Origin of the sequence: Streptomyces sp. NPDC058697 (genome assembly GCF_042715345.1) — a bacterium.
Classification (GTDB): domain Bacteria; phylum Actinomycetota; class Actinomycetes; order Streptomycetales; family Streptomycetaceae; genus Streptomyces; species Streptomyces liliifuscus.
Window position 1 is genome coordinate 137,723 of the sequence record NZ_JBHXSU010000010.1, and the last position, 19,874, is coordinate 157,596.

The 19,874-nt window shown below is 69.2% G+C and carries 18 protein-coding genes; 12 read left to right on the forward strand and 6 right to left on the reverse strand.

Features of this window, described 5'->3' with window-relative positions; all coding sequences use genetic code 11:
* Window positions 1-135: 135 nt before the first annotated feature.
* Window positions 136-1,005, forward strand: a complete 870-nt coding sequence (locus ACFWXQ_RS24265) for an alpha/beta fold hydrolase (RefSeq protein WP_383954598.1) — start codon at window positions 136-138, stop codon at window positions 1,003-1,005.
* A gap of 27 nt (window positions 1,006-1,032) precedes the next feature.
* Complete coding sequence (locus ACFWXQ_RS24270; RefSeq protein WP_383954600.1) at window positions 1,033-1,683, forward strand: TetR/AcrR family transcriptional regulator; 651 nt, start codon at window positions 1,033-1,035, stop codon at window positions 1,681-1,683.
* A 53-nt stretch (window positions 1,684-1,736) separates the two neighbouring features.
* Here the strand turns inward: ACFWXQ_RS24270 and ACFWXQ_RS24275 are convergent, their stop codons facing one another.
* On the reverse strand, window positions 1,737-3,335 hold the full coding sequence (locus tag ACFWXQ_RS24275; protein ID WP_383954602.1) for an FAD-binding protein: 1,599 nt from the start codon (window positions 3,333-3,335) through the stop codon (window positions 1,737-1,739).
* 265 nt (window positions 3,336-3,600) lie between these two features.
* On the opposite strand from ACFWXQ_RS24275, the gene ACFWXQ_RS24280 reads away from it, so the two are divergent.
* The 4 genes from ACFWXQ_RS24280 to ACFWXQ_RS24295 all read left to right on the forward strand — a co-directional run bounded on the left by ACFWXQ_RS24280 (window position 3,601) and on the right by ACFWXQ_RS24295 (window position 7,406).
* Entirely contained in the window at window positions 3,601-4,431 is an 831-nt protein-coding gene (locus ACFWXQ_RS24280) for a 2-keto-4-pentenoate hydratase (RefSeq protein ID WP_383954604.1), read from the forward strand.
* A complete protein-coding gene (locus tag ACFWXQ_RS24285) occupies window positions 4,428-5,390 on the forward strand; it encodes an acetaldehyde dehydrogenase (acetylating) (RefSeq protein WP_383954606.1) in 963 nt (320 codons plus the stop codon). Before ACFWXQ_RS24280 ends, ACFWXQ_RS24285 begins: the two co-directional genes overlap by 4 nt.
* Complete coding sequence (gene dmpG, locus ACFWXQ_RS24290) at window positions 5,387-6,400, forward strand: 4-hydroxy-2-oxovalerate aldolase (RefSeq protein WP_383954608.1); 1,014 nt, start codon at window positions 5,387-5,389, stop codon at window positions 6,398-6,400. The genes ACFWXQ_RS24285 and dmpG overlap by 4 nt, the downstream gene beginning before the upstream one ends.
* A gap of 247 nt (window positions 6,401-6,647) precedes the next feature.
* The gene (locus tag ACFWXQ_RS24295; RefSeq protein ID WP_386269193.1) at window positions 6,648-7,406 is read left to right on the forward strand and encodes an IclR family transcriptional regulator; all 759 of its coding nucleotides are present in this window, start codon (window positions 6,648-6,650) and stop codon (window positions 7,404-7,406) included.
* A 70-nt stretch (window positions 7,407-7,476) separates the two neighbouring features.
* On the opposite strand, the gene ACFWXQ_RS24300 is transcribed toward ACFWXQ_RS24295, so the two are convergent.
* Both ACFWXQ_RS24300 and ACFWXQ_RS24305 read right to left on the reverse strand, forming a co-directional pair.
* Window positions 7,477-8,247: an SDR family NAD(P)-dependent oxidoreductase gene (locus ACFWXQ_RS24300; protein WP_383956834.1), complete on the reverse strand. Its 771-nt coding sequence runs from the start codon at window positions 8,245-8,247 to the stop codon at window positions 7,477-7,479.
* A gap of 3 nt (window positions 8,248-8,250) precedes the next feature.
* Window positions 8,251-9,783 (reverse strand): long-chain fatty acid--CoA ligase, encoded by a 1,533-nt coding sequence (locus ACFWXQ_RS24305; RefSeq protein WP_383956837.1) that lies wholly within the window; start codon window positions 9,781-9,783, stop codon window positions 8,251-8,253.
* 198 nt (window positions 9,784-9,981) lie between these two features.
* On the opposite strand from ACFWXQ_RS24305, the gene ACFWXQ_RS24310 reads away from it, so the two are divergent.
* Genes ACFWXQ_RS24310 through ACFWXQ_RS24320 form a run of 3 tightly spaced genes read left to right on the forward strand, consistent with a single transcriptional unit; the run spans window position 9,982 to window position 13,042 of the window.
* Window positions 9,982-10,785, forward strand: coding sequence for an enoyl-CoA hydratase/isomerase family protein (locus tag ACFWXQ_RS24310; protein WP_383956841.1), 804 nt, complete (start codon window positions 9,982-9,984; stop codon window positions 10,783-10,785).
* Between the two features lie 42 nt (window positions 10,786-10,827).
* Window positions 10,828-11,886 (forward strand): 2,3-butanediol dehydrogenase, encoded by a 1,059-nt coding sequence (locus tag ACFWXQ_RS24315; RefSeq protein ID WP_386269195.1) that lies wholly within the window; start codon window positions 10,828-10,830, stop codon window positions 11,884-11,886.
* A 1-nt stretch (window position 11,887) separates the two neighbouring features.
* Window positions 11,888-13,042 carry an acyl-CoA dehydrogenase family protein gene (locus ACFWXQ_RS24320; protein WP_386269106.1) on the forward strand — a complete coding sequence of 385 codons (1,155 nt, stop codon included), beginning with the start codon at window positions 11,888-11,890 and terminating at the stop codon, window positions 13,040-13,042.
* Window positions 13,043-13,082: 40 nt separating this feature from the next.
* Here the strand turns inward: ACFWXQ_RS24320 and ACFWXQ_RS24325 are convergent, their stop codons facing one another.
* Window positions 13,083-13,790 carry a TetR/AcrR family transcriptional regulator gene (locus tag ACFWXQ_RS24325; RefSeq protein ID WP_386269107.1) on the reverse strand — a complete coding sequence of 236 codons (708 nt, stop codon included), beginning with the start codon at window positions 13,788-13,790 and terminating at the stop codon, window positions 13,083-13,085.
* A gap of 214 nt (window positions 13,791-14,004) precedes the next feature.
* Here ACFWXQ_RS24325 and ACFWXQ_RS24330 point away from each other — a divergent pair, with 214 nt between their 5' ends.
* Entirely contained in the window at window positions 14,005-15,999 is a 1,995-nt protein-coding gene (locus ACFWXQ_RS24330; protein WP_386269109.1) for a pyruvate dehydrogenase complex E1 component subunit beta, read from the forward strand.
* Between the two features lie 84 nt (window positions 16,000-16,083).
* Here ACFWXQ_RS24330 and ACFWXQ_RS24335 read toward each other — a convergent pair whose 3' ends face one another.
* Entirely contained in the window at window positions 16,084-17,130 is a 1,047-nt protein-coding gene (locus ACFWXQ_RS24335; protein WP_386269110.1) for a cyclase family protein, read from the reverse strand.
* A gap of 162 nt (window positions 17,131-17,292) precedes the next feature.
* Between ACFWXQ_RS24335 and ACFWXQ_RS24340 the strand changes: the two genes are divergently transcribed.
* Together ACFWXQ_RS24340 and ACFWXQ_RS24345 are read left to right on the forward strand one after the other, a co-directional pair.
* Complete coding sequence (locus tag ACFWXQ_RS24340; protein WP_383957005.1) at window positions 17,293-17,691, forward strand: YybH family protein; 399 nt, start codon at window positions 17,293-17,295, stop codon at window positions 17,689-17,691.
* A gap of 31 nt (window positions 17,692-17,722) precedes the next feature.
* Complete coding sequence (locus ACFWXQ_RS24345) at window positions 17,723-18,130, forward strand: nuclear transport factor 2 family protein (RefSeq protein WP_383957007.1); 408 nt, start codon at window positions 17,723-17,725, stop codon at window positions 18,128-18,130.
* A gap of 64 nt (window positions 18,131-18,194) precedes the next feature.
* On the opposite strand, the gene ACFWXQ_RS24350 is transcribed toward ACFWXQ_RS24345, so the two are convergent.
* Window positions 18,195-19,829: a flavin-containing monooxygenase gene (locus tag ACFWXQ_RS24350; RefSeq protein WP_386269113.1), complete on the reverse strand. Its 1,635-nt coding sequence runs from the start codon at window positions 19,827-19,829 to the stop codon at window positions 18,195-18,197.
* Window positions 19,830-19,874 lie beyond the last annotated feature (45 nt).

A 19,874-nucleotide genomic window follows, 5' to 3' on the forward strand; every position in this document is an offset into this window, starting at 1 on the left:
GTTCCGGGCGGCCGAGAGCCCCCGGTTTCGCCATATGCGCGACCGTAGGCAGTTCGGTGTGCCCGCCGCCGGGTCCGTCCCACTGATCGGGAGAGCCGGAACGGGCGGCTTCGGCCGAGTGGGACGGTGCCTGTCATGACAGTCACCTCTCTCACGTACGAGGACACCCTGCGCGAACTGCGCACCGACGAAGGCACCCTGCGCTACCACGAGGCGGGCGATGGACCGCCCCTGCTCCTGCTGCACGGGTCGGGACCGGGTGTGACCGGCTGGCGCAACTACCGGGGCAACCTCCCCGTGCTTGCCCGTCATTTCCGCTGCCTGGCGCTGGAGTTCCCCGGCTTCGGGGTGAGCGACCCGATCGCGGAGAACCCGATGGCGGCGGCCCCGAAGGCCGTGCTGCGCTTTCTCGAGGGCCTCGGGCTCGACCGGGTCGACGTCGTCGGGAACTCCATGGGCGGATTCGTGGCGGTGGGGCTCGCCGTCGCCCACAAGGACCTCTTCCGCAGGGTCGTGACCATCGGTGGCGTGGGCCGCAACATCCTCTCCCCGGCGCCCAGCGAAGGGCTGAACCTGCTGGTCGAGTTCACCGAGAACCCCACTCGGGAGAACCTCGTGCAGTGGCTGCGTTCGATGGTGCACGACCCGGCCCTGCTCACCGAGGAGCTGATCGAGGAGCGCTGGACGAGCGCCACCGATCCCTCGACGCTGGAGGCGTCCCGCCGGATCTACGGCCGGCAGGCGATGGCCGCTGTCCTGGCCGCCCAGGCCCACTCCGACCAGCCCGTCTGGGCCGCACTCCACAAGGTCACCGCACCCACGCTGCTGACCTGGGGCCGGGACGACCGTGTCACGCCGTTGGACAACGCGCTGCTGCCGCTGCGCACCATTCCTCGCGCCGAACTGCATGTGCTGCCCGACTGCGGTCACTGGGCGATGATCGAGCAGAAGGAGGCCTGGGAGAGCGCTGTCCTCGCGTTTCTGACCCGCCCGGAGACTTCCTGAGCACGGGTGGCAGGAGCACCCGACGACATGGGGGACGACAACGTGGCGAGACCCGCGGAGATACGGCAGCCCGCAGCCCCGATATCGAGTCGTCAGGCGGCTCGCCGGGTCCGCATCCTGCTGGCCGCCTCCGAACTCGGCGCGCGCGAGGGGCTGGCGAGGGTGCAGATGCACGACGTGGCAAAGGAGGCGGGTGTCGCGATCGCCACGCTGTACCGCTACTTCCCGTCCAAGCCCTGTCTGTTCCTCGCGGTCCTCGAATGGCACATCGAGCAGTTCCTCGGGGGCCGTGACGGCGGCCGCGATGTCGGCCCGGCGGCCGATGAGATGACGGAGCCCGCGACGGACGTGGCGGCGACGGAGGTGGCGGAGACACTCATCGCGCTGAGCGGGAAACTGCTGGGCAGTCGGCTGCTGGCCTCGGCGGTGGCGCTGTCGTCGTTCAATGAGTACGCGAGCGTCGTCCCGACCCGGATCGACATCGTCGAGAAAGCGCTGGGACAGAGACTCCTGCGCCTGGTCAGGGGCCATGCAGACGCGGAGACCGCGCGCACCAGGGTGCGGCTGCTCGTCTACAGCTGGTGGGGGCTGTTCGTGGCCATGCTGACAGAGGAGATCTCCACCGAGCAGGGTGAGGCGGACATGCGGCTCGCCGCGCGGCTGATCGCGACGGCGTAGCGCACAGCACAGTGCCCGGGACACACCGCGTCCCGGGCACACCTGCTGCCGCGTCAGTCCGTCGAACTGTCCATGTCGACGACCGCCAAATACCCGAACGCGAGACTCGAACCGATCGGAGTGCCCGCACCCGGATACACGCGTCCCGACATCGCGGCCGCGGTGTTCCCGGTCGCGTACAGACCGTCGATCGGCCGGCCGTCGGGCCGCAGCACCCGCGCCCGCTCGTCGATCCTCAGCCCGCCCTTGGTGCCGATGTCGGACGGGACGATGGTCGCCACGTAGAACGGTGGTTCGTCGATGGGGAGGAGCAGCGGGTTCGGCCACTCGGGCACCGGCTTCGCGGGGAAGTTCTGCCGGGGGTCGGCCGGGAAGGGGACCATGTGGTGGAACATCTGGTCCCACGGGGTCTCACCGCGGTGGAACGTCTCGTCGACGCCGGTCCGCGCGTACCCGTTGAACTCGTCGACGGTCCTTCTCAGCGTGTCGAAGGGGACGTCGATCAGACGTGCCAGCTCCTCGATGGTGTCGGCCTTCTTCAACGCCCCCGACGCCAGCCACTGTTCGAGCCCCGGAGTGGCGGGCGGGAAGCCGATGCCGTCCCGATCCAGATGGCGCTTGTCGAACACCCAGTGCGCCGGAATATGGCTCACCCCGCTCGTGGAGTGCAGGCGGACGATCTCGTGCGCGGCCTGGTCGTACGGCCGTGTCTCGTTGACGAAGCGCTCGCCCGCGCCGTTGACCCAGATGCCGCCCCGGGTGCCCGTGTGGAAGACCGGCAGACCGTCCGGGTGGATCAGTCCAGGCACGAACCAGGCCTCGTCGAGCAGGTCGGTGTCCGCGCCCACGGCGATGCCGGCCCGCAGGGCGTCACCGGTGTTGGCCGGGGCACCGTCGGACCACTCTCCGGTGAGCGGTGGCTGGTGCTTCTCGCGCAGCTCACGGTCGCGCTCGAAGCCGCCGGCGGCAAGGATCACACCTCGCTCGGCCCGGATTCGTACCCGCTCCCCGTCATTGACGACCTCGACGCCGACGACCCTGCCGTCCTCGACGATCAGGCTCTCCAGCGCGGTGTTCAGCCGCAGCTCTCCGTTGCCGGTCTCCAGGAACGCCGACAGCGCCCGGCCGATCAGCGCCCGGCCGCCGCTGAGTACAGGGCCCTCGTCGAAGCCGAACCGCTCGGTGGGCAGCGAGTCGCGCAGGAGTGCCCGGTGCTCCTTGAGCTCCACGACCTCGACCGGGGGCGGGAAGACGGTGTGCCCCGTGGGAGACGCTCCCGGGGCCGACGCGTAGTAGTCCGGAACCGGCCCGTGGACGAAGGACTGGAACCAGGGGTTCTGTTCGAGCTCGTCGAGCAGCCGGGGTCCGGCCGCCAGATACGCGTCCTGAAGCGCCTCCCGGGACGGGTCGTCGACGACACTGCGCAGATATACCCGCGCGTCCTCGATGTCGTCCCCGAGGCCGGCCCGGCTCAGCGGAGCAGACCCCGGAAACCACAGACCCGCTCCCGAGTACGCCACAGTGCCGCCGACCCGGTCCGTCTTCTCGACGACGAGCGTGCGCAGACCGCGCGCCGCCGCCACGTACGCCCCGACCAGACCTCCGCCCGACCCTACGACGATCACGTCGTAGGCATCCTCGTTGATGCTCATCCGAACCTCCTCATGAGTGCCGACGTTCTTGGTGGGGGTGAGAAACCGCGCCTGCGGACAGAGGCCGCGGGACGCTCTGCGGAGTCCGTCGCGGTAGGCAGTTCGCCGAGCGACGGTAACGAGACGGCGTGGGCCCGCCGTCGCGTCATCTCGCTCAGCGAGACCCGCCCTGTCCTCGGCCTTCGAGTCCCGGTGAGCGGAACGCGCACGGCTCCGGTCCGGCGCGGCGGCCCAGGCTGAAGGCCGGCACGAGTTGAGGATGGCGATGACAGACGTTTGGGAACCCACGGCCGTCGCGAACGGTGAAACGGCCGTGGCCGAGGCGGCCGCACGGCTCACCCGCGCGGCGCGTGAACACAAGCCCTGTACGCCCGTACGGGACCTGCTCGGCGCGACCGACATCAGCCTCGCGTACGCCGTCCAGCGACGCGTCATCGGCGACCGCATCGCCGCCGGAGCCCGGGTCGTGGGCCGCAAGATCGGGCTGACGTCGGAGTCGGTGCAGCGACAGGTCGGCGTCGACCGGCCCGACTTCGGCTTCCTGCTGGACGACATGGACGTCACCGGACTGCCTGCCGTCCCCAGTGACCGGCTGCTTCAGCCCAGGGTCGAGGCGGAGATCGCGTTCGTCCTCGCCTCCGACCTGGATGAGGACAACCTCGATGTCGAGCGGGTCCGGGCAGCGGTCGGACACGCCGTGGCCGCACTGGAGATCGTGGACAGCCGGGTGGCCGACTGGGACATCGCGATCACGGACACGGTCGCCGACAACGCGTCCAGCGGTCTGTTCGTCCTCGGCCAACAGCAGGTCCCTCTGGGGAAGTTCACGCCCCGGGACGTGACCATGCGGCTGTACGCCGACGGCGAGCTCGCCTCCGAGGGCGATGGTGCGGCCTGCCTGGGCGACCCTCTCGCGGCGCTCCTGTGGCTGGCGCGCACCGCCCGGGAGTTCGGCGACCCCCTGCGCGCGGGACAGGTCGTCCTCGCCGGTGCCCTGGGTCCGCTCGTCCCCACCCCGCCAGGCACCACCGTACGGGCCGAGATGTCGGGCCTGGGCGTAGTGGGAGTGACCTTCTCACCCAAGGACCGAGGATGACGAAGACCAAGGTGGCCGTAATCGGTTCCGGCAACATCGGCACCGACCTGATGATCAAGGTGTTGCGCCTGTCCGACATCCTGGAGATGGTCGCGATGGTCGGCATCGACCCGGACTCGGACGGCCTGGCGCGCGCCGAGCGCCTGAAGGTCCCCACCACCCACGAGGGCGTGGAAGGCCTGATTCGCATGGACGGCTTCGACGACATCGAGATCGTCTTCGACGCCACGTCCGCGAAGGCCCACGTCGAGAATGCCAAGAAGCTCGCTCCGTACGGCAAACGTCTCGTCGACCTCACCCCGGCGGCTCTCGGCCCGTACGTGGTGCCGACGGTGAACCTGGACGAACACCTTGCTGACGCGGACAACGGTGCCGGCAACTTCAACATGGTCACCTGCGGCGGCCAGGCCACCATCCCGATCGTCCACGCGGTCAGCCGGATCACCCCCGTGCCCTATGCCGAGATCGTCGCCTCGATCTCCTCGAAGTCGGCCGGACCCGGCACGCGGGCCAACATCGACGAGTTCACCGAGACCACCTCCGGCGCGATCGAGAAGGTGGGCGGTGCCCGGCACGGCAAGGCGATCATCGTCCTCAACCCGGCCGAACCGCCCCTGATCATGCGGGACACGGTGTACTGCCTGATCGGCGACGCGGACCACGACGCGATCCGGACCTCCGTCGAGGAGATGGTGGCCGCGGTCGCCGAGTACGTGCCCGGCTACCGGCTCAAGCAGCAGGTCCAGTTCACCCCGGTGCCCGTCGGTGAACCGGTCCACACGCTGCTGCGAGGCGGCGACCTCTCGGCCGCGACCACCAAGGTCTCCGTCTTCCTCGAAGTGGAGGGAGCCGCCCACTATCTGCCCGCCTACGCTGGCAACCTCGACATTATGACCTCCGCCGCCCTCCGCGTCGCCGAGCGCATCGCGCTGCGACTGACCACCGAGGTGACCAAGTGACGGCCAACCGCAGGCTCTACGTGCAGGACGTCACCCTCCGGGACGGGATGCACGCGATACGGCACCGGATTTCACCCGTGTTCGTTTCCAAGATCTCCGCGGCGCTCGACCGGGCGGGCGTGGACGCGATCGAGGTCGCCCACGGCGACGGCCTGGCCGGCGGAAGTCTCAACTACGGGCCGGGCAGCAACACCGACTGGGAATGGATCGAGGCGGCCGCGGACGCTATCGAGCACGCGGTCCTCACCACCTTGCTCCTGCCCGGCATCGGCACGATCGCCGAACTCAAGCGGGCACATGCCCTCGGCGTCCGCTCGGTGCGCATCGCCACCCACTGCACCGAAGCGGACGTCTCGGCCCAGCACATCTCCACCGCCCGCGAACTCGGCATGGACGTCTCGGGATTCCTGATGATGGCCCACATGGCCCCTGTGGAGGTCCTGGCCGAGCAGGCCGGGCTGATGGAGTCCTACGGCGCGCACTGTGTGTACGTCACGGACTCCGGCGGCCGGCTGACCATGGACGGCGTACGCGACCGCATCCGCGCGTACCGTGACGTTCTCGATCCGGAGACCCAGATCGGTATCCACGCCCACGAGAACCTCTCCCTCTCGGTGGCGAATTCCGTGGTGGCGGTGGAGGAGGGGGTGACCCGGGTGGATGCCTCCCTCGCCGGACAGGGCGCGGGCGCGGGCAACTGCCCGATCGAGCCGTTCGTCGCCGTGGCCGACCTCCTGGGCTGGAAGCACGGCTGCGATCTGTTCGCCCTTCAGGACGCTGCCGAGGACCTGGTCCGCCCACTCCAGGACCGGCCGGTGCGCGTCGACCGGGAGACCCTCACCCTGGGCTACGCCGGCGCCTACTCCAGCTTCCTGCGCCACGCCGAGGCCGCGGCGAGCCAGTACGGGCTCGACGCCCGCACCATCCTGGCCGAGGTCGGCAGGCGTGGCCTCGTCGGCGGTCAGGAGGACATGATCGTGGACATCGCACTGGACCTCACACACGGCTGACTCCGTCTCCCACGCCGCTCCCCGGAGAACTTCCGGGGAGCGGCGTGTTTTGCTTCGGACGAATAATGGACCGCTCGGCCCAATGAGTGCGTGCACGACTCTTTCTCCGAGGACGGCGGGATTGATAGCGTGACATCGGTGCCGAACTAGAATTGATTTCAGTTTGAGCAGAGAGGCAATGACGATGACGTCTGCCCTTCGCCTGGAACCGCGCTCCGAGATCGACCACCGCGCTCTGCCGCCGTCGATGATGGAGCGCGTCACTCTGATCATGGATCTCTTCGAGCGGCCACAGACGCATCTGACGCTCGAAACGGTCTCCCGCCGGACGCACCTGCCACGGTCGACCGCCCACCGCATTCTCGATCAACTGGTTCGGCTGGAATGGCTGCGGCACACGGTCGCCGGATACCTGCTGGGGCCACGGGCACTCGGCCTCGGCGGACGCGAGATCGGGCACAGTGCGTTGCGCGCCGCAGCCGCGCCACGCCTCCTGGAGCTGGCCGTGCGCACCAAGATGGTCGTCCACCTCGCGGTTCTCGACGGGCCGGAGATCTACTACCTCGACAAGGTGGGCGGCCGGGCGGCGGTGGACATCCCGTCCAGGGTCGGCGGCCGGGCGGTGGCGCATTGCACCGGGCTCGGCAAGGCCATGCTCGCCTGGCTGAGCCCCGAGGAGATCGACGCACGGTACGAGCAGTCGATCGAGCGGCGCACCCCGCAGAGCATCGGCCGGCTCGACCACCTCCACCGGGAGCTCCGCACCGTCCGCCATCGAGGCGGACTGGCGATCGACCGGGGGGAGTGTTTCCCCGACCTCGGGTGCGTCGGCCTCGCGTTGCGCGGGCCGGAAGGGCCGGTGGGGGCGATATCGGTAGTCGGTGACGGCGGCTCTCCGCTGGAATTCGTCGCCCCCTTGGTGGTGAAGGCTGTAAGGGAGGTGTCCGAGGAGCTCTTCGGCCGGCCGCAGCCCTACCGCCGGGACATGCGGGACGCCGTCGGGTGACGGCGGGCGCGTCCCGGCGGGCACCGTGCGGACCTGCCGGACCTGCCGGGTCTGCCCGGGCGGCCGTGCCTCACCGGGCCGTCCAGCCCCCGTCCACGGTGAGTGTGGTCCCCGTGACGAAGCGGGAGGCGTCCGAGGCGAGGAACACCGCGGCGCCGCCCAGTTCCTCGACGTTGCCCACCCTGCCCAGAGGGGTGCTCTGCACGATGCGCTCACCCCAGCGGCTGTCCAGCAGTCCGGAGCTGAGGTCCGTGCGGAAGTAGCCGGGCGCGAGGGCGTTGACGCGGACGCCGCGGTCCGCCCACTCGACGGCGAGCGCTTTGGAGAGCGCCTCGACGCCGCCCTTGCTGGCGGCGTACGCGGCGATCCGCTCGAAGCCCGTACTCGCGTGCACCGACGAGACATTGACGATCGATCCGGAGCCCTGCTGCAGCATGACCTTGCCGGCCTCACGGCAGCAGTAGAAGGTGCCCTGGAGGTTGATGTCGAGCACCCGCTGCCAGTCCTCGTCGGTCACCCATTCGCTGCGGGTGAAGTGCGGGCTGACACCGGCGCAGTTGATCAGCGCGTCCAGCCGACCCGTCCATTCCGTGATGCGCTCGGTCATCGTCAGCACGGCGGCCGAGTCGGCGACCGACCCGGGAAGCACCAGCACTTTGCCGCCGTACTCGGCCAGTTCGGCTTCGAGGCTGTCCAGATCCGCTGCCGTACGGGCCGTCACCGCCAGGTTCGCCCCGGCCTGGGACAGGGCGACGGCGATCGCGCGGCCAAGGCCCTTCCCGGCTCCCGTCACCCAGGCTGTCTTGCCGTCCAGCCGCAGTTCGGTGTTCACGTCGGCCATGGTTCAGCCCTCCGCGGGGATGTCGCGCAGCGTCCGCTTGAGGACCTTGCCCGAGGGTGTACGGGGGAGTTGGTCGACGATGTCGAAGCGGGCGGGGACCTTGAACCTGGCGAGACGTGCCCGGCAGAACTCCCGCAGTTCGTCCGCCCCGGCGCTCGTCCCGGGCCGGAACACCACGAAGGCGCGGGGGACTTCGCCCCAGCGGGGGTGGGTCAGGCCGACGACCGCGGCCTCCACGACGGCGGGGTGCTCGTACAGGACCCGTTCGACTTCCGGGGTGGCGATGTTCTCGCCGCCCGAGACGATCATGTCCTTCTTGCGGTCGTCGACGTACAGGAATCCGTCCTCGTCCACGTGTCCGATGTCGCCGGTGTGGAACCAGCCGTCCCGCAGGGCCGCGGCGGTGGCCTTCTCGTCGCGCCAGTAGCCCGCGAAGACCTTCGGCCCGCGCAGCGTGATCTCACCGAGTTCGCCCGCCGCGGCCTCCTTGCCGGCGTCGTCGACGATCCGGACCCGGGTGTGCGGCACGGGACGTCCGACCGAGCCCAGTTTGGGCAGGGCGTGTTCGCGGTCGAGGAAGGTGTCGCCCGAGACCGTCTCGGTCAGGCCGTAGGCGTCGGCGAACCAGGCGTTCGGGAACGCGGTCATGATGCGCCGGAGTACGGGTTCGGGAGTCTTCTCGCCGCCGCCCACGATGAAGCGCATCGAGGTGGTGTCGTACGACTCCCGGTCCGGCACCTCCAGGACGGCGTTGACCATCACGGGCGCCAGCCAGGCGTTGGTGACCCGGTGCTCCTGGATGGCCCGCAGGACGCCCGGTGCGTCGAACTTGCGCTGGAGGACCACGCCGCCGCCCGCGTACAGCACCGCGAGGGCGGGCATGTCCAGGCCGCCGACGTGGTAGAGCGGCCCTGCCACGAGCGTGGTGTCCGCCGCGGTGAGGCCGAAGTGGACGATCTGGGACACGTTCTTGGCGTGCAGGTTGCCGTACGTGATCCGCACACCCTTGGGCCGTGACGTGGTGCCCGAGGTGTACATCAGCCGTTGGAGGTCGTCCTGCCCGGCCTCCACCGGGACCACCCGGGCGCCCTCGTGCCGGTCGAGCAGTTTCTCGTAGCTGGTCCACCGGTCCGGGGCGGGCTCGCCGTCCACCAGGATCCGGTGTTCGAGGTCGGTGAGCTTGCCGGCGATCCGGTCCGTCGCCCTCAGGAACTCCGGCTCCGTGACGATCGCCTTGGCCTGGGCATGGCCCAGGATGTACGCCCATTCCTCCTCGGACAGGCGGTAGTTCAGCGGCAGGAAGACCGCCCCGATGCGGTTGGTCGCATAGACCAGTTCCAGGAACTCCGGCCGGTTGTAGAGGAGCAGACCGACGACGTCACCGCGTCGGACGCCCAGCTCGGTGAGGCCGGCGGCCAGCTGGTTGACCCGCTCATGGAGTCGGCGCACCGTCAGGCGGCGGTCCTCCTGCGTCACGGCCACCGCATCGGGCCGCTGGGTCAGGTGGTAATCGAGGATGCTCGCGAAATTGTGCACGGCTCTCTCTCGCTCTGTGTCTGCGTGGCGAATGCGGCCTGCCACCGCTCAGCGGAAGGGCAGATTCCGACCGGTCGGTTGCCCGTTCCCATGATTTAGTGTACCTCTTGGTCTATAAAACTTGTGTGCCGAACTGTACGACGACGCGTAGGCATCGACAACCACCCGTGCGCTCGTGAATTCGCGTCGCTTCCGCCGATGAGGAGGCCCCCAGTGCCGCGCATCCGCCTCGACACCGACGGACCCGTTGTCACGGTCCGCCTCGACCACCCGCCGATGAACGCCTTCGACACCGCCCAGCGCGACGAGTTGGCCGCCCATGTGCGGGAACTGGCCGACGCGTCCCACGTACGGGCCGTCGTGCTCTACGGCGGCGAACGGCTTTTCGCCGCCGGGGCGGACGTCAAAGCGCTCGCCGCGATGGGGCCCGAGGAGGTGCGGGGCTGGAACCGGGCGTTGCAGCGGACCTTCGAGGAGGTGGCCCGGCTGCCCGTGCCGGTGGTCGCGGCGATCAGCGGATACGCGCTCGGCGGCGGCCTCGAACTGGCCCTCGCCGCCGACTACCGGGTGGCGGCCGACGACGCGCAGCTCGGCCAGCCGGAGGTGCTGCTCGGGATCATTCCGGGCTCGGGCGGCACCCAGCGGCTGACCCGGCTGATCGGTCCGTCACGGGCCAAGAACCTGCTGATGACCGGCCGCCGGGTGGACGCCGACGAGGCGTTGCGGCTCGGTCTCGTGGACGAGGTCGTTCCCGCGGGCGAGGAGTACGACACCGCCCTGCGCTACGCCCGACGGCTCGCCGCAGGGCCCGCGGCGGCCCTGGAGGCGATCAAGGAGGCCGTGGACCACGGTGCCGACACCGCACTGTCCGCCGGGCTTGCCCTGGAACGGTCCCTGTTCACGGGAGTGTTCGGCACGGCGGACGCCGCCACCGGCATCCAGTCGTTCCTCGAACACGGTCCAGGGCGGGCGCGCTTCGAAGGCCCCGTGCGCGACAACTAGGCGCGCCGCAGCGGTCGTACGACGAGAAGAGGGGTGGAGAAGATGAAGGCGCTGCGCTGGCACGGAGCACGGGACCTGCGGCTGGAGGAGGTGCCGGACCCGGCCGACCCGGGGCCCCACGAGGCCGTGGTGGAGGTGTCCTGGTGCGGAGTGTGCGGTACCGACCTGCACGAGTTCCTCGAAGGACCGCACATGATCAGGGGTGGTCCGCATCCGCTCACCGGCACCGGACCACCCCTCGCCCTCGGGCACGAACTGAGCGGCACCGTGGTCGCGTTGGGCGCCGAAGCACCCGGCATCGCGGTCGGCGACCGGGTGACCGCAGACCCTGTGTGGCGGTGCGGTGTCTGCTTCTGGTGCGTCCGCGGCGAGTACCACATCTGCCCCAAGAGCGGCTCGGTGGGCCTCGCCTCACCCGGTGCCTTCGCCGATCGGGTCACCGTGCCGCTCGCGGGGCTGGCGCGGCTGCCCGACAACGTCAGTGACGAGATGGCGGCGGTGGCCGAACCACTCGCCGTGGGCCTGCATGCCGTCACCCGGGCGGGAGTACAGCCCGGCGACAACGTTCTCGTCGTCGGCGGCGGGCCGATCGGCGTGGCCGTGGTGCTCGCGGCCCGCATCGCAGGCGCGGCCGGACTCTATGTGAGCGAACCCCTGGCAGGACGCCGTGAGTTGCTGCTCGGCATCGGTGTCACCGAGGCCTTCGACCCGCGCGAGACCGACGTACGTCGCGAGGTGTTCCTGAAGACCGGACGCATCGGCCCGGACGTCGTCATCGACGCGACCGGGGTTGCCGCACTCGCCACGCAGGCCGTCGCCACTGTCCGCCGCGGCGGACGGGTCGTGCTCGCCGGTGTCGGGCACGGCAGCGTCGAGTTCGACATGGGACAACTCGTCTTCTACGAGCGCTCCGTGCTCGGCACGCTCGGCTACAACTTCGACATCCCCCGTGTGATCGACCTGATGAGCACCGGACGCCTGGATGCCTCCGCACTGGTCACCGGGCGTTTCCCGCTCACGGAAGGAGCCGGGGTCTTCGAGGACCTGGCCGCCGACCGGGCCAGGCACCTCAAGGTTCTGCTGACTCCGAAGGGAATGTGACATGGATTTCGACCTGCCGGAGGAGACCCGGGACCTGCAGGACATGGTCCGGGAGTTCGCGGCGAAGGAGATCACCCCGTACGCCGCGGAGTGGTCCGAGAGCGAGACGTTCCCGACCAAGATCTTCACCAAGCTGGGCGAACTCGGCCTGATGGGCATGCTCGTGCCCGAGGGGTACGGGGGCGCCGGCTCCGACACCGTCTCCTACGTCGCGGTCATGGAGGAACTCGGCGCGGCCGACCAGTCCGTCGCCTCCTCCTGGAACGCGCACTCCACCATCGCCACGCTGCCGCTCCTGGCGTACGGCACCGAGGCGCAGAAGCAGCGCTGGCTGGTTCCGCTGGCCAGGGGCGAAGCCATCGGGGCGTTCGGCCTGACCGAACCCGGTGCCGGCTCCGACGCGGCCGGCATCACCACCGCGGCCCGCCGGGCCGACGGCGGCTGGCTGATCAACGGCACCAAGATGTTCATCACCAACGCCGGCACCGACATCAGCCAGGGCGTCACCCTGCTGGCCACCACGGGCCGGGACGACGACGGACGCAAGCGGTTCGCCACCTTCTACGTCCCGACCGGCACACCCGGCTACACCTGCGGCGCCAAGCTGAAAAAGCTCGGCTGGCACGCCATGGACACCCGGGAACTGGTCTTCGACGAGTGCTGGGTCCCCGACGACCACCTGATCGGCGATGAGGGCGGTGGGCTGCGCCAGTTCCTGTCCGTGCTCGACAAGGGACGTATCAGCGTTGCCGCACTGGGCCTGTCGCTGGCCAAGGCGGCGCTCGCTCTGGCAGTCAAACACGCCACGGAACGCCACCAGTTCGGCCGCCCGCTGTCGGCGTTCCAGGCGGTCGCCCACAAGATCGCGGACATCGGCACGGAGTTCGAGGCCGCCCGCTGGATGGTCTACCGGGCCGCCTGGCTTGCCGACCAGGGGCGGCCGTACGGCACGCAGGCCGCCATGGCCAAACTGTTCGCCTCCGAGGTCGCCAACCGCGCCGCCTCACAGGCCGTGCAGATCCACGGCGGATACGGCTACGTACGAGAGTCGGAGATCTCACGGTTCTACGCCGACGCCAAGATCCTGGAGATCGGCGAGGGCACGAACGAGATCCAACGCGACGTCATCGCCCGGGCGCTGGTGAAGCAGGCGTGACATGCGAGGAGGCCCGCGGCGCGTGCCGCGGGCCCCGGGGTCAGCCCGCCAGGGAGGCGGGCTGCCACTCGGCCTCGGGATCGAGCGGCAGACCGGGCCGGTCGCGCTTGAACGCCTCGGCCTCCTGCTCCACGTCGGGCAGGGCGGCGCCGGGCGCGCCGAACCCCCGCAACAGGGTGTCGCAGTACTCGCGGGACAGATACGCGGCGTCCCAGCGACCGTCCGGCTTCACCCACTGATAGGTGTGGTTGTGCAGATTCAGGAACTGCAGGGTGGCCAGGCGCGGTTCGAGTGCGCGGAACCTGCCCTGCTCCATCGCCTCCGTGAGCAGGCCCCGAACCAGTTGCTCGAACTCCGCGCGCTGGCCCAGCAGCGTCTGCAGGTAGTCGCCCGTGAGACTGCGGTAGTCGTGCTCGTAGACCCAGATGTGGTCGAGCCTGCGGAAGATGATCGTCAGCAGCGACTCCGACAGCAGGCGCAGTCGGACCAGCGGATCCGCATCAAGGGCCGCGATCTGCCGGGCGCGGGACAGCAGCGGGTCCATCACCCGCGACTGGATCTCGATCAGCAGGTTCTCCTTGGACCCGATGTAGTAGTACAGGGCGCCCTTGGCGAGGCCGACCGCACGGCCCAGGTCGTTGATGGAGGTCGCCGCGTAGCCCTGGCGAGCGAAGAGCGCTGCCGCGGTGTCGATGATCTTCTGGCGTCTGACCTCGAAGTCCGGTCCATGGCCCGGTGGTCGTGGCATTGCGTTTCTCCCCGCCTGATGTGTCGACGTGTCGATGTCGATGCGACAGGTTCCGTGCCCGCATCCGGACGACCTTCGGCACATCCGGGGGGAAGCGGGCTCGGGACCTCGTACTTCTGTGTGTGAACCAGTTTGCTGGACCAAACGGTACATTAAAAGTTGGACTCAGGCGGTGCGGCCTCGGGCCGCCCGCGCGAGCAATGCGAGGACGTGCATGACGACCGAGCTGTCACGGCAGACCATGACCGGTTCCGCGTATGCGGAACAGCTTCTGGAGATGTACCGCCGGATGTGTCGTATCCGGCGCTTCGAGGAGCGGGCGTCCGAGCTGTACAAGGCGACGGAGATCCCCGGTTTCCTGCACCTGTCGATCGGCCAGGAGGCCAGTGCCGTGGGTGCCTGCTGGCCCCTCGGCCCCCGCGACGGAATCACCTCCACCCACCGAGGTCATGGCCATGTTCTGGCCAAGGGCCTGGATTCGGCGTCCATGATGGCCGAGCTGATGGGCAAGGAGGCCGGGACGTGCCACGGCCGAGGCGGTTCGATGCACATCGCCGACCCGGACCTGGGCATCTACGGGGCCAACGGCATCGTCGGTGCCGGGCTGCCGATCGCTGCCGGCGTGGCTACGGCGGCCAAACTGCGCGCCGCGGGCGATGTGGTGGTGGCGTTCTTCGGGGACGGCGCCGTCGCCCAGGGCATGTTCCACGAGGCCGTCAACCTGGCCGCCGTCTGGGACCTGCCCGTTGTCTTCCTGTGCGAGAACAACCACTACTCCGAGTTCTCGCCCGCCTCGGAACAGCACCGCGCCCCACTCTCCGCCCGCGCGGCCGGGTACGGCATCGGTTACGCGCACGTCGACGGCAACGACGTCCTCGCGATGGCGGGGCTGATGAGCGATGTGGTGGAACGATTGCGGGACGGCGGCGGCCCGGTCCTGGTGGAGGCCGAGACCTACCGGTGGCACGGCCACTACGAAGGGGACCCCGAGCGATACCGCAGGCCCGAGGAGGTCGCCGCGGCAAAGGAGCGCGACCCGCTGCTGGTGGCCCGCCGGCACCTTGAGGGGGCAGGAGTTCCAGCGGTGCTGGCCGACGCCATCGACGAGGAGATCGACAAGGAGATCGAGGCGGCGGTGGAGTGGGCCAGGAGTCTGCCCGAGCCGGCCCCGGAGACGCTGCACGACTTCGTCTCGGCGCCGCGTCCCGACATACCCGAGCCGGCCCCCGCCGAGGGCGAGATCTTCCGCACCATGGACGCCGTGCACCTCGCGCTGGAGCACGAACTCACCGCCGATCCCACCGTGTTCCTCGCCGGCATCGATGTCGGTGCCGGCGGCAACGTCTTCGGACTCACCCGAGGCCTCGCGCAGGCCTTCCCGGGCCGGGTCCGCGACACGCCGATCAGCGAGAGCGCCGTCGTCGGTACGGCGGTCGGGGCGGCCATGGCCGGTATGAAGCCGGTGGTCGAGATCATGTACATGGATTTCATCGGCGTCTGTCTCGACATGCTGCTCAACCAGGCCGCCAAGCTGCGTTTCATGACCGGCGGACGGGCCTCCATGCCGCTCGTGGTGCGCACCCAGTTCGGCGCCGGGCGCTCCTCGGGCAGCCAGCACTCGCAGAGCCTGGAGGCGCTGCTCGCCCACATTCCGGGGCTGACCGTGGTGATGCCGTCCAACCCGGCCGACACGTACGGTCTCCTGCGCGCCGCCATCCAGGACCCCAACCCGGTCGTCTTCGTGGAGAACCGGCTGCAGTACGGCCTCAAGGGCCCGCGTCCGCCGGTCGACCACCTGATCCCGCTGGGCAAGGCCAAGGTGATCCGTGAGGGCAGCGACATCACCCTGGTCTCCTGGTCCCGTATGGTCCAGGACTGCCTCGCCGCCGCGGAGTCGATGGCCGCCGAGGGGGTGAGCGTCGAGGTGATCGACCTGCGTACGATCGCCCCGCTGGACCGGCAGACCGTCCTCGCCTCGCTCGCCAAGACCAACCGCCTGGTCATCGCGCACGAGGCCGTACGGGACTTCGGCGTCGGGGCCGAACTGTCCGCGCTCGCCGTGGACGAGGGGTTCTGGCACCTGGACGCTCCGGTGACGCGGGTGGCCCCGCCGTCCGTGCCGGCGCCGTACGCGCCCTCTCTGGAACGGGCCTGGCTACCGTCGCGGGACACGATCGCCGAGACGCTGCGGCGGATCGCGGCGGTCTGAGGGCGAGGACGAAGGAGGGCCTCCACGGGGATCAGATCCCGTAGAGGCCCTCCTTCGTCCTCGCCCTCGTCCGCGCCCACGCCCTCAGACGGTGGCGACCGGTGTCAGCGGGCTGCCCTGCGTTCCCGGCAGGTTCAGCGGGGGAGCCGTCAGCAGGAATCGGCTGCGGTTGTGCTCGCGCAGCCAGGCCGCCAGGTCGTGCAGATACCACAGCTCACCTAGCGGGACGCCGAGCTTGAAGAGGCACAGGTGGTGGATCGGGAGCAGGGTGTGCGGGCCCTGGGCCTGCGTCACTCCCACGCCCTCGACCGCGTAGTTGTCCGACACCAGCGCCGAGATCTGCGATTCGGCGATCCACTCCAGCAGCGCCGGGTCGTCCGCGTCGAGGTAGGCCGCCGTCCGGTGGATCGCCACGGGGTCCGGGTTCTTCTCCCAGGCGAGGATCTGGGTGGCGAAGCCGGTGTGCAGGAGAAGGATGTCGCCCGGCTCCACGACGACGTTGTCCGCCGCCATGATCTCCTTGAGCTGCTTGAGATTCACCGCCTGGTAGCCGGTACCCAGGTGGTGGGCGATGTCGATGAGAACACCCCGCCCCTGGACCCCGTGCGCCGCCATGTGCTCGAGACCGAGGTGGCGTGCGAAGCCGCTGCTCCCGCTGCCGTCCCCCTTGGCGTCCTCCTGCGGTCCCACGATGTCGCTGCCCGGCCGGAAGCCGTTGTAGTAGACCGGCTCGGCGACCCCGTCGCTGTCGGCGTCGAACTCGGCGCCCTGGTGAGCGAGGGCGTCCCACTGCGTCGAGTACTGCAACCAGAGGGTGACCACGTCGTCGGACCACACGTCGATCAGGTCGGGCGAGAAGTGCTCGCTCGCCTTGATGTTGTAGAAGACGTCCTGCTGGTGCTGCAGATCCTCGGTGGGGCGCAGGATCGGCGGGTAGCGCCGCTGGTTCATTGCAGAACCGCCCGGGTAGTCCAGCGGCAGGCTCAGGCTGAAGGTGATCCCGTGCTCGACCTCGCGCACCCCCTGCAGGACCTTCTCGGGTGTCAGCAGGTTGATGCGCCCCAGTTCGTCGTCCTCGCCCCAGTCGCCCCACGTCGAGCCCGGCGGACGCTGCTTCCAACGCTTCGTCACGATAAACGCCTCCTCAGGCGACAGTCCCCGTTGACAGCCTTCGGCATGCTATTTGGATTGTACCGACCGGTCAACAAGCGTGACTGTTTCTGCCCAGCTCTTCATGTGGGCTTGCTTCCAGTAATAGACTGACTGGTCGAAACGTCGACCTTTGGAGAGGCAATGAGCGAATCCACACAGGCGTGGGTCGTGGCGGGTGTGCGCGCCGTGATCGGGGCGCACACACAGGCCCAGGATGCCGGCCGCACCGACGACGTCGTCGCGCTGTACACGCCCGACGCGGTCCTGGAGCTGCCGGGCATGGACCCCGTCCAGGGGCACGACGCCCTCCGCGCGGCATTCAAGGGCTGGGTGCCGACGCAGCCGCAGCTGCACCTGGTGACCAACACGGTTGTCACCTCCGCCGCCGACGACGAGGCGACGGCGTCGAGCGACGTGGTCTTCCTGCAGCGCGGCGAGTCGGGCTGGACGGTCCAGGTCGTCGGGCACTACGACGACGCGCTGCGCAGGGTCGACGGCGCCTGGCTGCTGCGGCACAGGGCGACGACGTATCAGGTCTAGCAACGCATCACCCCTTCGTCCTTGGAGAGAAATGAGCACCACTTCTGCCGACGTCGAGGCGTCGGTCACGGTCGGCGTGCACGCCGCGATCGCCGCCTACGCCCAGGCTCTGGACGCCGGCCGCAACGATGACATCGCCGAATTGTTCGTGCCCGACGGTGTCGCGGAGATAGCCGGTATGGCCACCTTCGAGGGCCATGACGCGATCCGCGAGGGCTATGCGGCCTTCACGCCGACCCAGCCACAACTGCACCTGGTGGCCAACACCGTGGTCACCTCGCACACCGAGGAGGAGGCGACCGCGGTCAGCGACCTGGCGTTCTTCCAGCGTGGCGAGTCGGGCTGGGCCGTACAACTCGTCGGCCGGTACGACGACACGCTGCGCCGGCACGACGGCGCGTGGAAGTTCCGGCGCAGGGTCACGACCTTCCTGCCGTAGCACGCCGTGCGAAGCCGGCGCCCGTGCTGTCCGACGGATCGGGCGGCACGGGCGTTGGGCCTGCTCAGGCCTTGGCGGCCTGCTCCGCCTTGGAGAAGGCGAAGGCCGGGAAGTCGTTCTCGACCGACTCGCTGATCAGCTCCTGGAGCTTCCAGCGTCCGGTCGGGTTCAGCAGTTGCTTGATCGGCTTGCCGGGGATGTTGGCGCCGTAGAAGTAGCTGCTCTTGAGGAAGGACGACTGCCCCTCGCTGTCATTGACCAGGTCGGTCCACTCCTGCTCCGCGGAGTCGGTCACCTCGATGACGTCGTGGCCGTGGTCCCGTGCATGGATGAGCAGGTCCATGACGTAGTCCACCTGATCGCCGGAGTAGCGCGGGTTGTTGCCGAGGGCGCCGTGCGGGCCGCCGGGGAAGAAGAAGTTCGGGAAGCCGGCCGTCGCGATGCCCAGGTAGGTCGACGGCCCCTCCGCCCAGTGCTCAGCGAGCGGGAGGCCCTGTCGGCCGTGCACGCCCAGCCGGTTGAGCGCGCCGGTGCCGAAGTCGTAGCCGGTCGCCCAGATGATGATGTCGAACTCCTGCAGACCCTCGGACGTCTCGATCCCCTCCCCGGTGATGCGGGTGATCGGGGTCTCGTTGATGTCGACGAGGGAGACGGTCGGCTTGTTGTACGCCTCGTAGTATCCGGTCCCGAACGGGGGCCGCCGGCCGCCGTAGCCGTGGCCCTTGGGAATCAGCTTCTCTGCCGTTGCGGGGTCCTCGACGATGCTGCGGATCTTGCCGGCGATGAACTCGCACCACTCCTCGTTGACCGTGGCGTTCGTGGTCATGTCGTAGTAGTGCTCGGACAGCTTGGTGAAGCCGGGGCCGTTCCACTTCTCCTCGTAGAACGCCTGCCGTTGCTCCGGGGTGTCCTCCAGGCCCGACCGCATGGTGATCTGGTGGAGGAAGCCGCTCACCGACGTGTTGAGCGTGTCGCGGATGGACTCGTAGTTGGCCCTGAGGTCCGCCTGCTCCTCGGGCGTGATCGGACGGTTGTTGAGCGGGGTGAGCCAGTCGGCCACCTTCTGGTAGACCGTCAGCCCGGCCACCTCGTCCGCGATGGCGGGCACGATCTGCGCACCGCTGGAGCCGGTGCCGATCTGGGCCACACGCTTGCCGGCGAAGTCCACGGGCGTCTTGGGCCAGAGTCCGGTGTGGTACTGCTCGCCGCGGAAGTCGTCACGTCCCGGGATGTCCGGGATGAAGGGCACGGAGAGGATGCCGGTCGCCGCGACGACGTGACGTGCCCGGTGTTCGGAACCGTCGTCCGTCCGTACGGTCCACGCCCCGCTCTGCTGGTCGAAGACGGCCGAGGTCACCTTCGCGCCGAACACCATGTGACGGCGCAGATCGAAGCGGTCGACCACATGGTTGAAGTAGCGCTCGATCTCCGGCTGGCCCGCGAAGTGCTCCGACCACTCCCACTCCTCCCACAGCTTCTCGGAGAACAGGTAGCCGTAGGTGTAGCTCTCGGAGTCGAAGCGGGCTTCGGGGTAGCGGTTCCAGTACCAGGTGCCCCCGACTCCGCTGCCCGCTTCGAGCAGCTTCGCGGAGAACCCGGATTCCAGTGCCCGGTGGAGCTGGTAGATGCCCGTGACGCCGGCGCCGATGACCAGTACGTCGACTTGGTCCGTCGGGCTCGTCTTCGTGGTTTCGCTCATGTGCTCTCCCGCGTGAGCTCTGATTCATATGTCGACCGGTCGGTC

What these genes read in the sequence shown, in the direction of transcription:
- ACFWXQ_RS24265 (WP_383954598.1), top strand. Translation starts at nt 136, where the DNA reads ATGACAGTCACCTCTCTCACGTACGAGGACACCCTGCGCGAACTGCGC.
- ACFWXQ_RS24270 (WP_383954600.1), top strand. Translation starts at nt 1,033, where the DNA reads ATGGGGGACGACAACGTGGCGAGACCCGCGGAGATACGGCAGCCCGCA.
- ACFWXQ_RS24275 (WP_383954602.1), bottom strand. Translation starts at nt 3,335, where the DNA reads ATGAGCATCAACGAGGATGCCTACGACGTGATCGTCGTAGGGTCGGGC.
- ACFWXQ_RS24280 (WP_383954604.1), top strand. Translation starts at nt 3,601, where the DNA reads ATGACAGACGTTTGGGAACCCACGGCCGTCGCGAACGGTGAAACGGCC.
- ACFWXQ_RS24285 (WP_383954606.1), top strand. Translation starts at nt 4,428, where the DNA reads ATGACGAAGACCAAGGTGGCCGTAATCGGTTCCGGCAACATCGGCACC.
- ACFWXQ_RS24295 (WP_386269193.1), top strand. Translation starts at nt 6,648, where the DNA reads ATGATGGAGCGCGTCACTCTGATCATGGATCTCTTCGAGCGGCCACAG.
- ACFWXQ_RS24300 (WP_383956834.1), bottom strand. Translation starts at nt 8,247, where the DNA reads ATGGCCGACGTGAACACCGAACTGCGGCTGGACGGCAAGACAGCCTGG.
- ACFWXQ_RS24310 (WP_383956841.1), top strand. Translation starts at nt 9,982, where the DNA reads ATGAGGAGGCCCCCAGTGCCGCGCATCCGCCTCGACACCGACGGACCC.
- ACFWXQ_RS24315 (WP_386269195.1), top strand. Translation starts at nt 10,828, where the DNA reads ATGAAGGCGCTGCGCTGGCACGGAGCACGGGACCTGCGGCTGGAGGAG.
- ACFWXQ_RS24320 (WP_386269106.1), top strand. Translation starts at nt 11,888, where the DNA reads ATGGATTTCGACCTGCCGGAGGAGACCCGGGACCTGCAGGACATGGTC.
- ACFWXQ_RS24325 (WP_386269107.1), bottom strand. Translation starts at nt 13,790, where the DNA reads ATGCCACGACCACCGGGCCATGGACCGGACTTCGAGGTCAGACGCCAG.
- ACFWXQ_RS24330 (WP_386269109.1), top strand. Translation starts at nt 14,005, where the DNA reads ATGACGACCGAGCTGTCACGGCAGACCATGACCGGTTCCGCGTATGCG.
- ACFWXQ_RS24340 (WP_383957005.1), top strand. Translation starts at nt 17,293, where the DNA reads ATGAGCGAATCCACACAGGCGTGGGTCGTGGCGGGTGTGCGCGCCGTG.
- ACFWXQ_RS24345 (WP_383957007.1), top strand. Translation starts at nt 17,723, where the DNA reads ATGAGCACCACTTCTGCCGACGTCGAGGCGTCGGTCACGGTCGGCGTG.
- ACFWXQ_RS24350 (WP_386269113.1), bottom strand. Translation starts at nt 19,829, where the DNA reads ATGAGCGAAACCACGAAGACGAGCCCGACGGACCAAGTCGACGTACTG.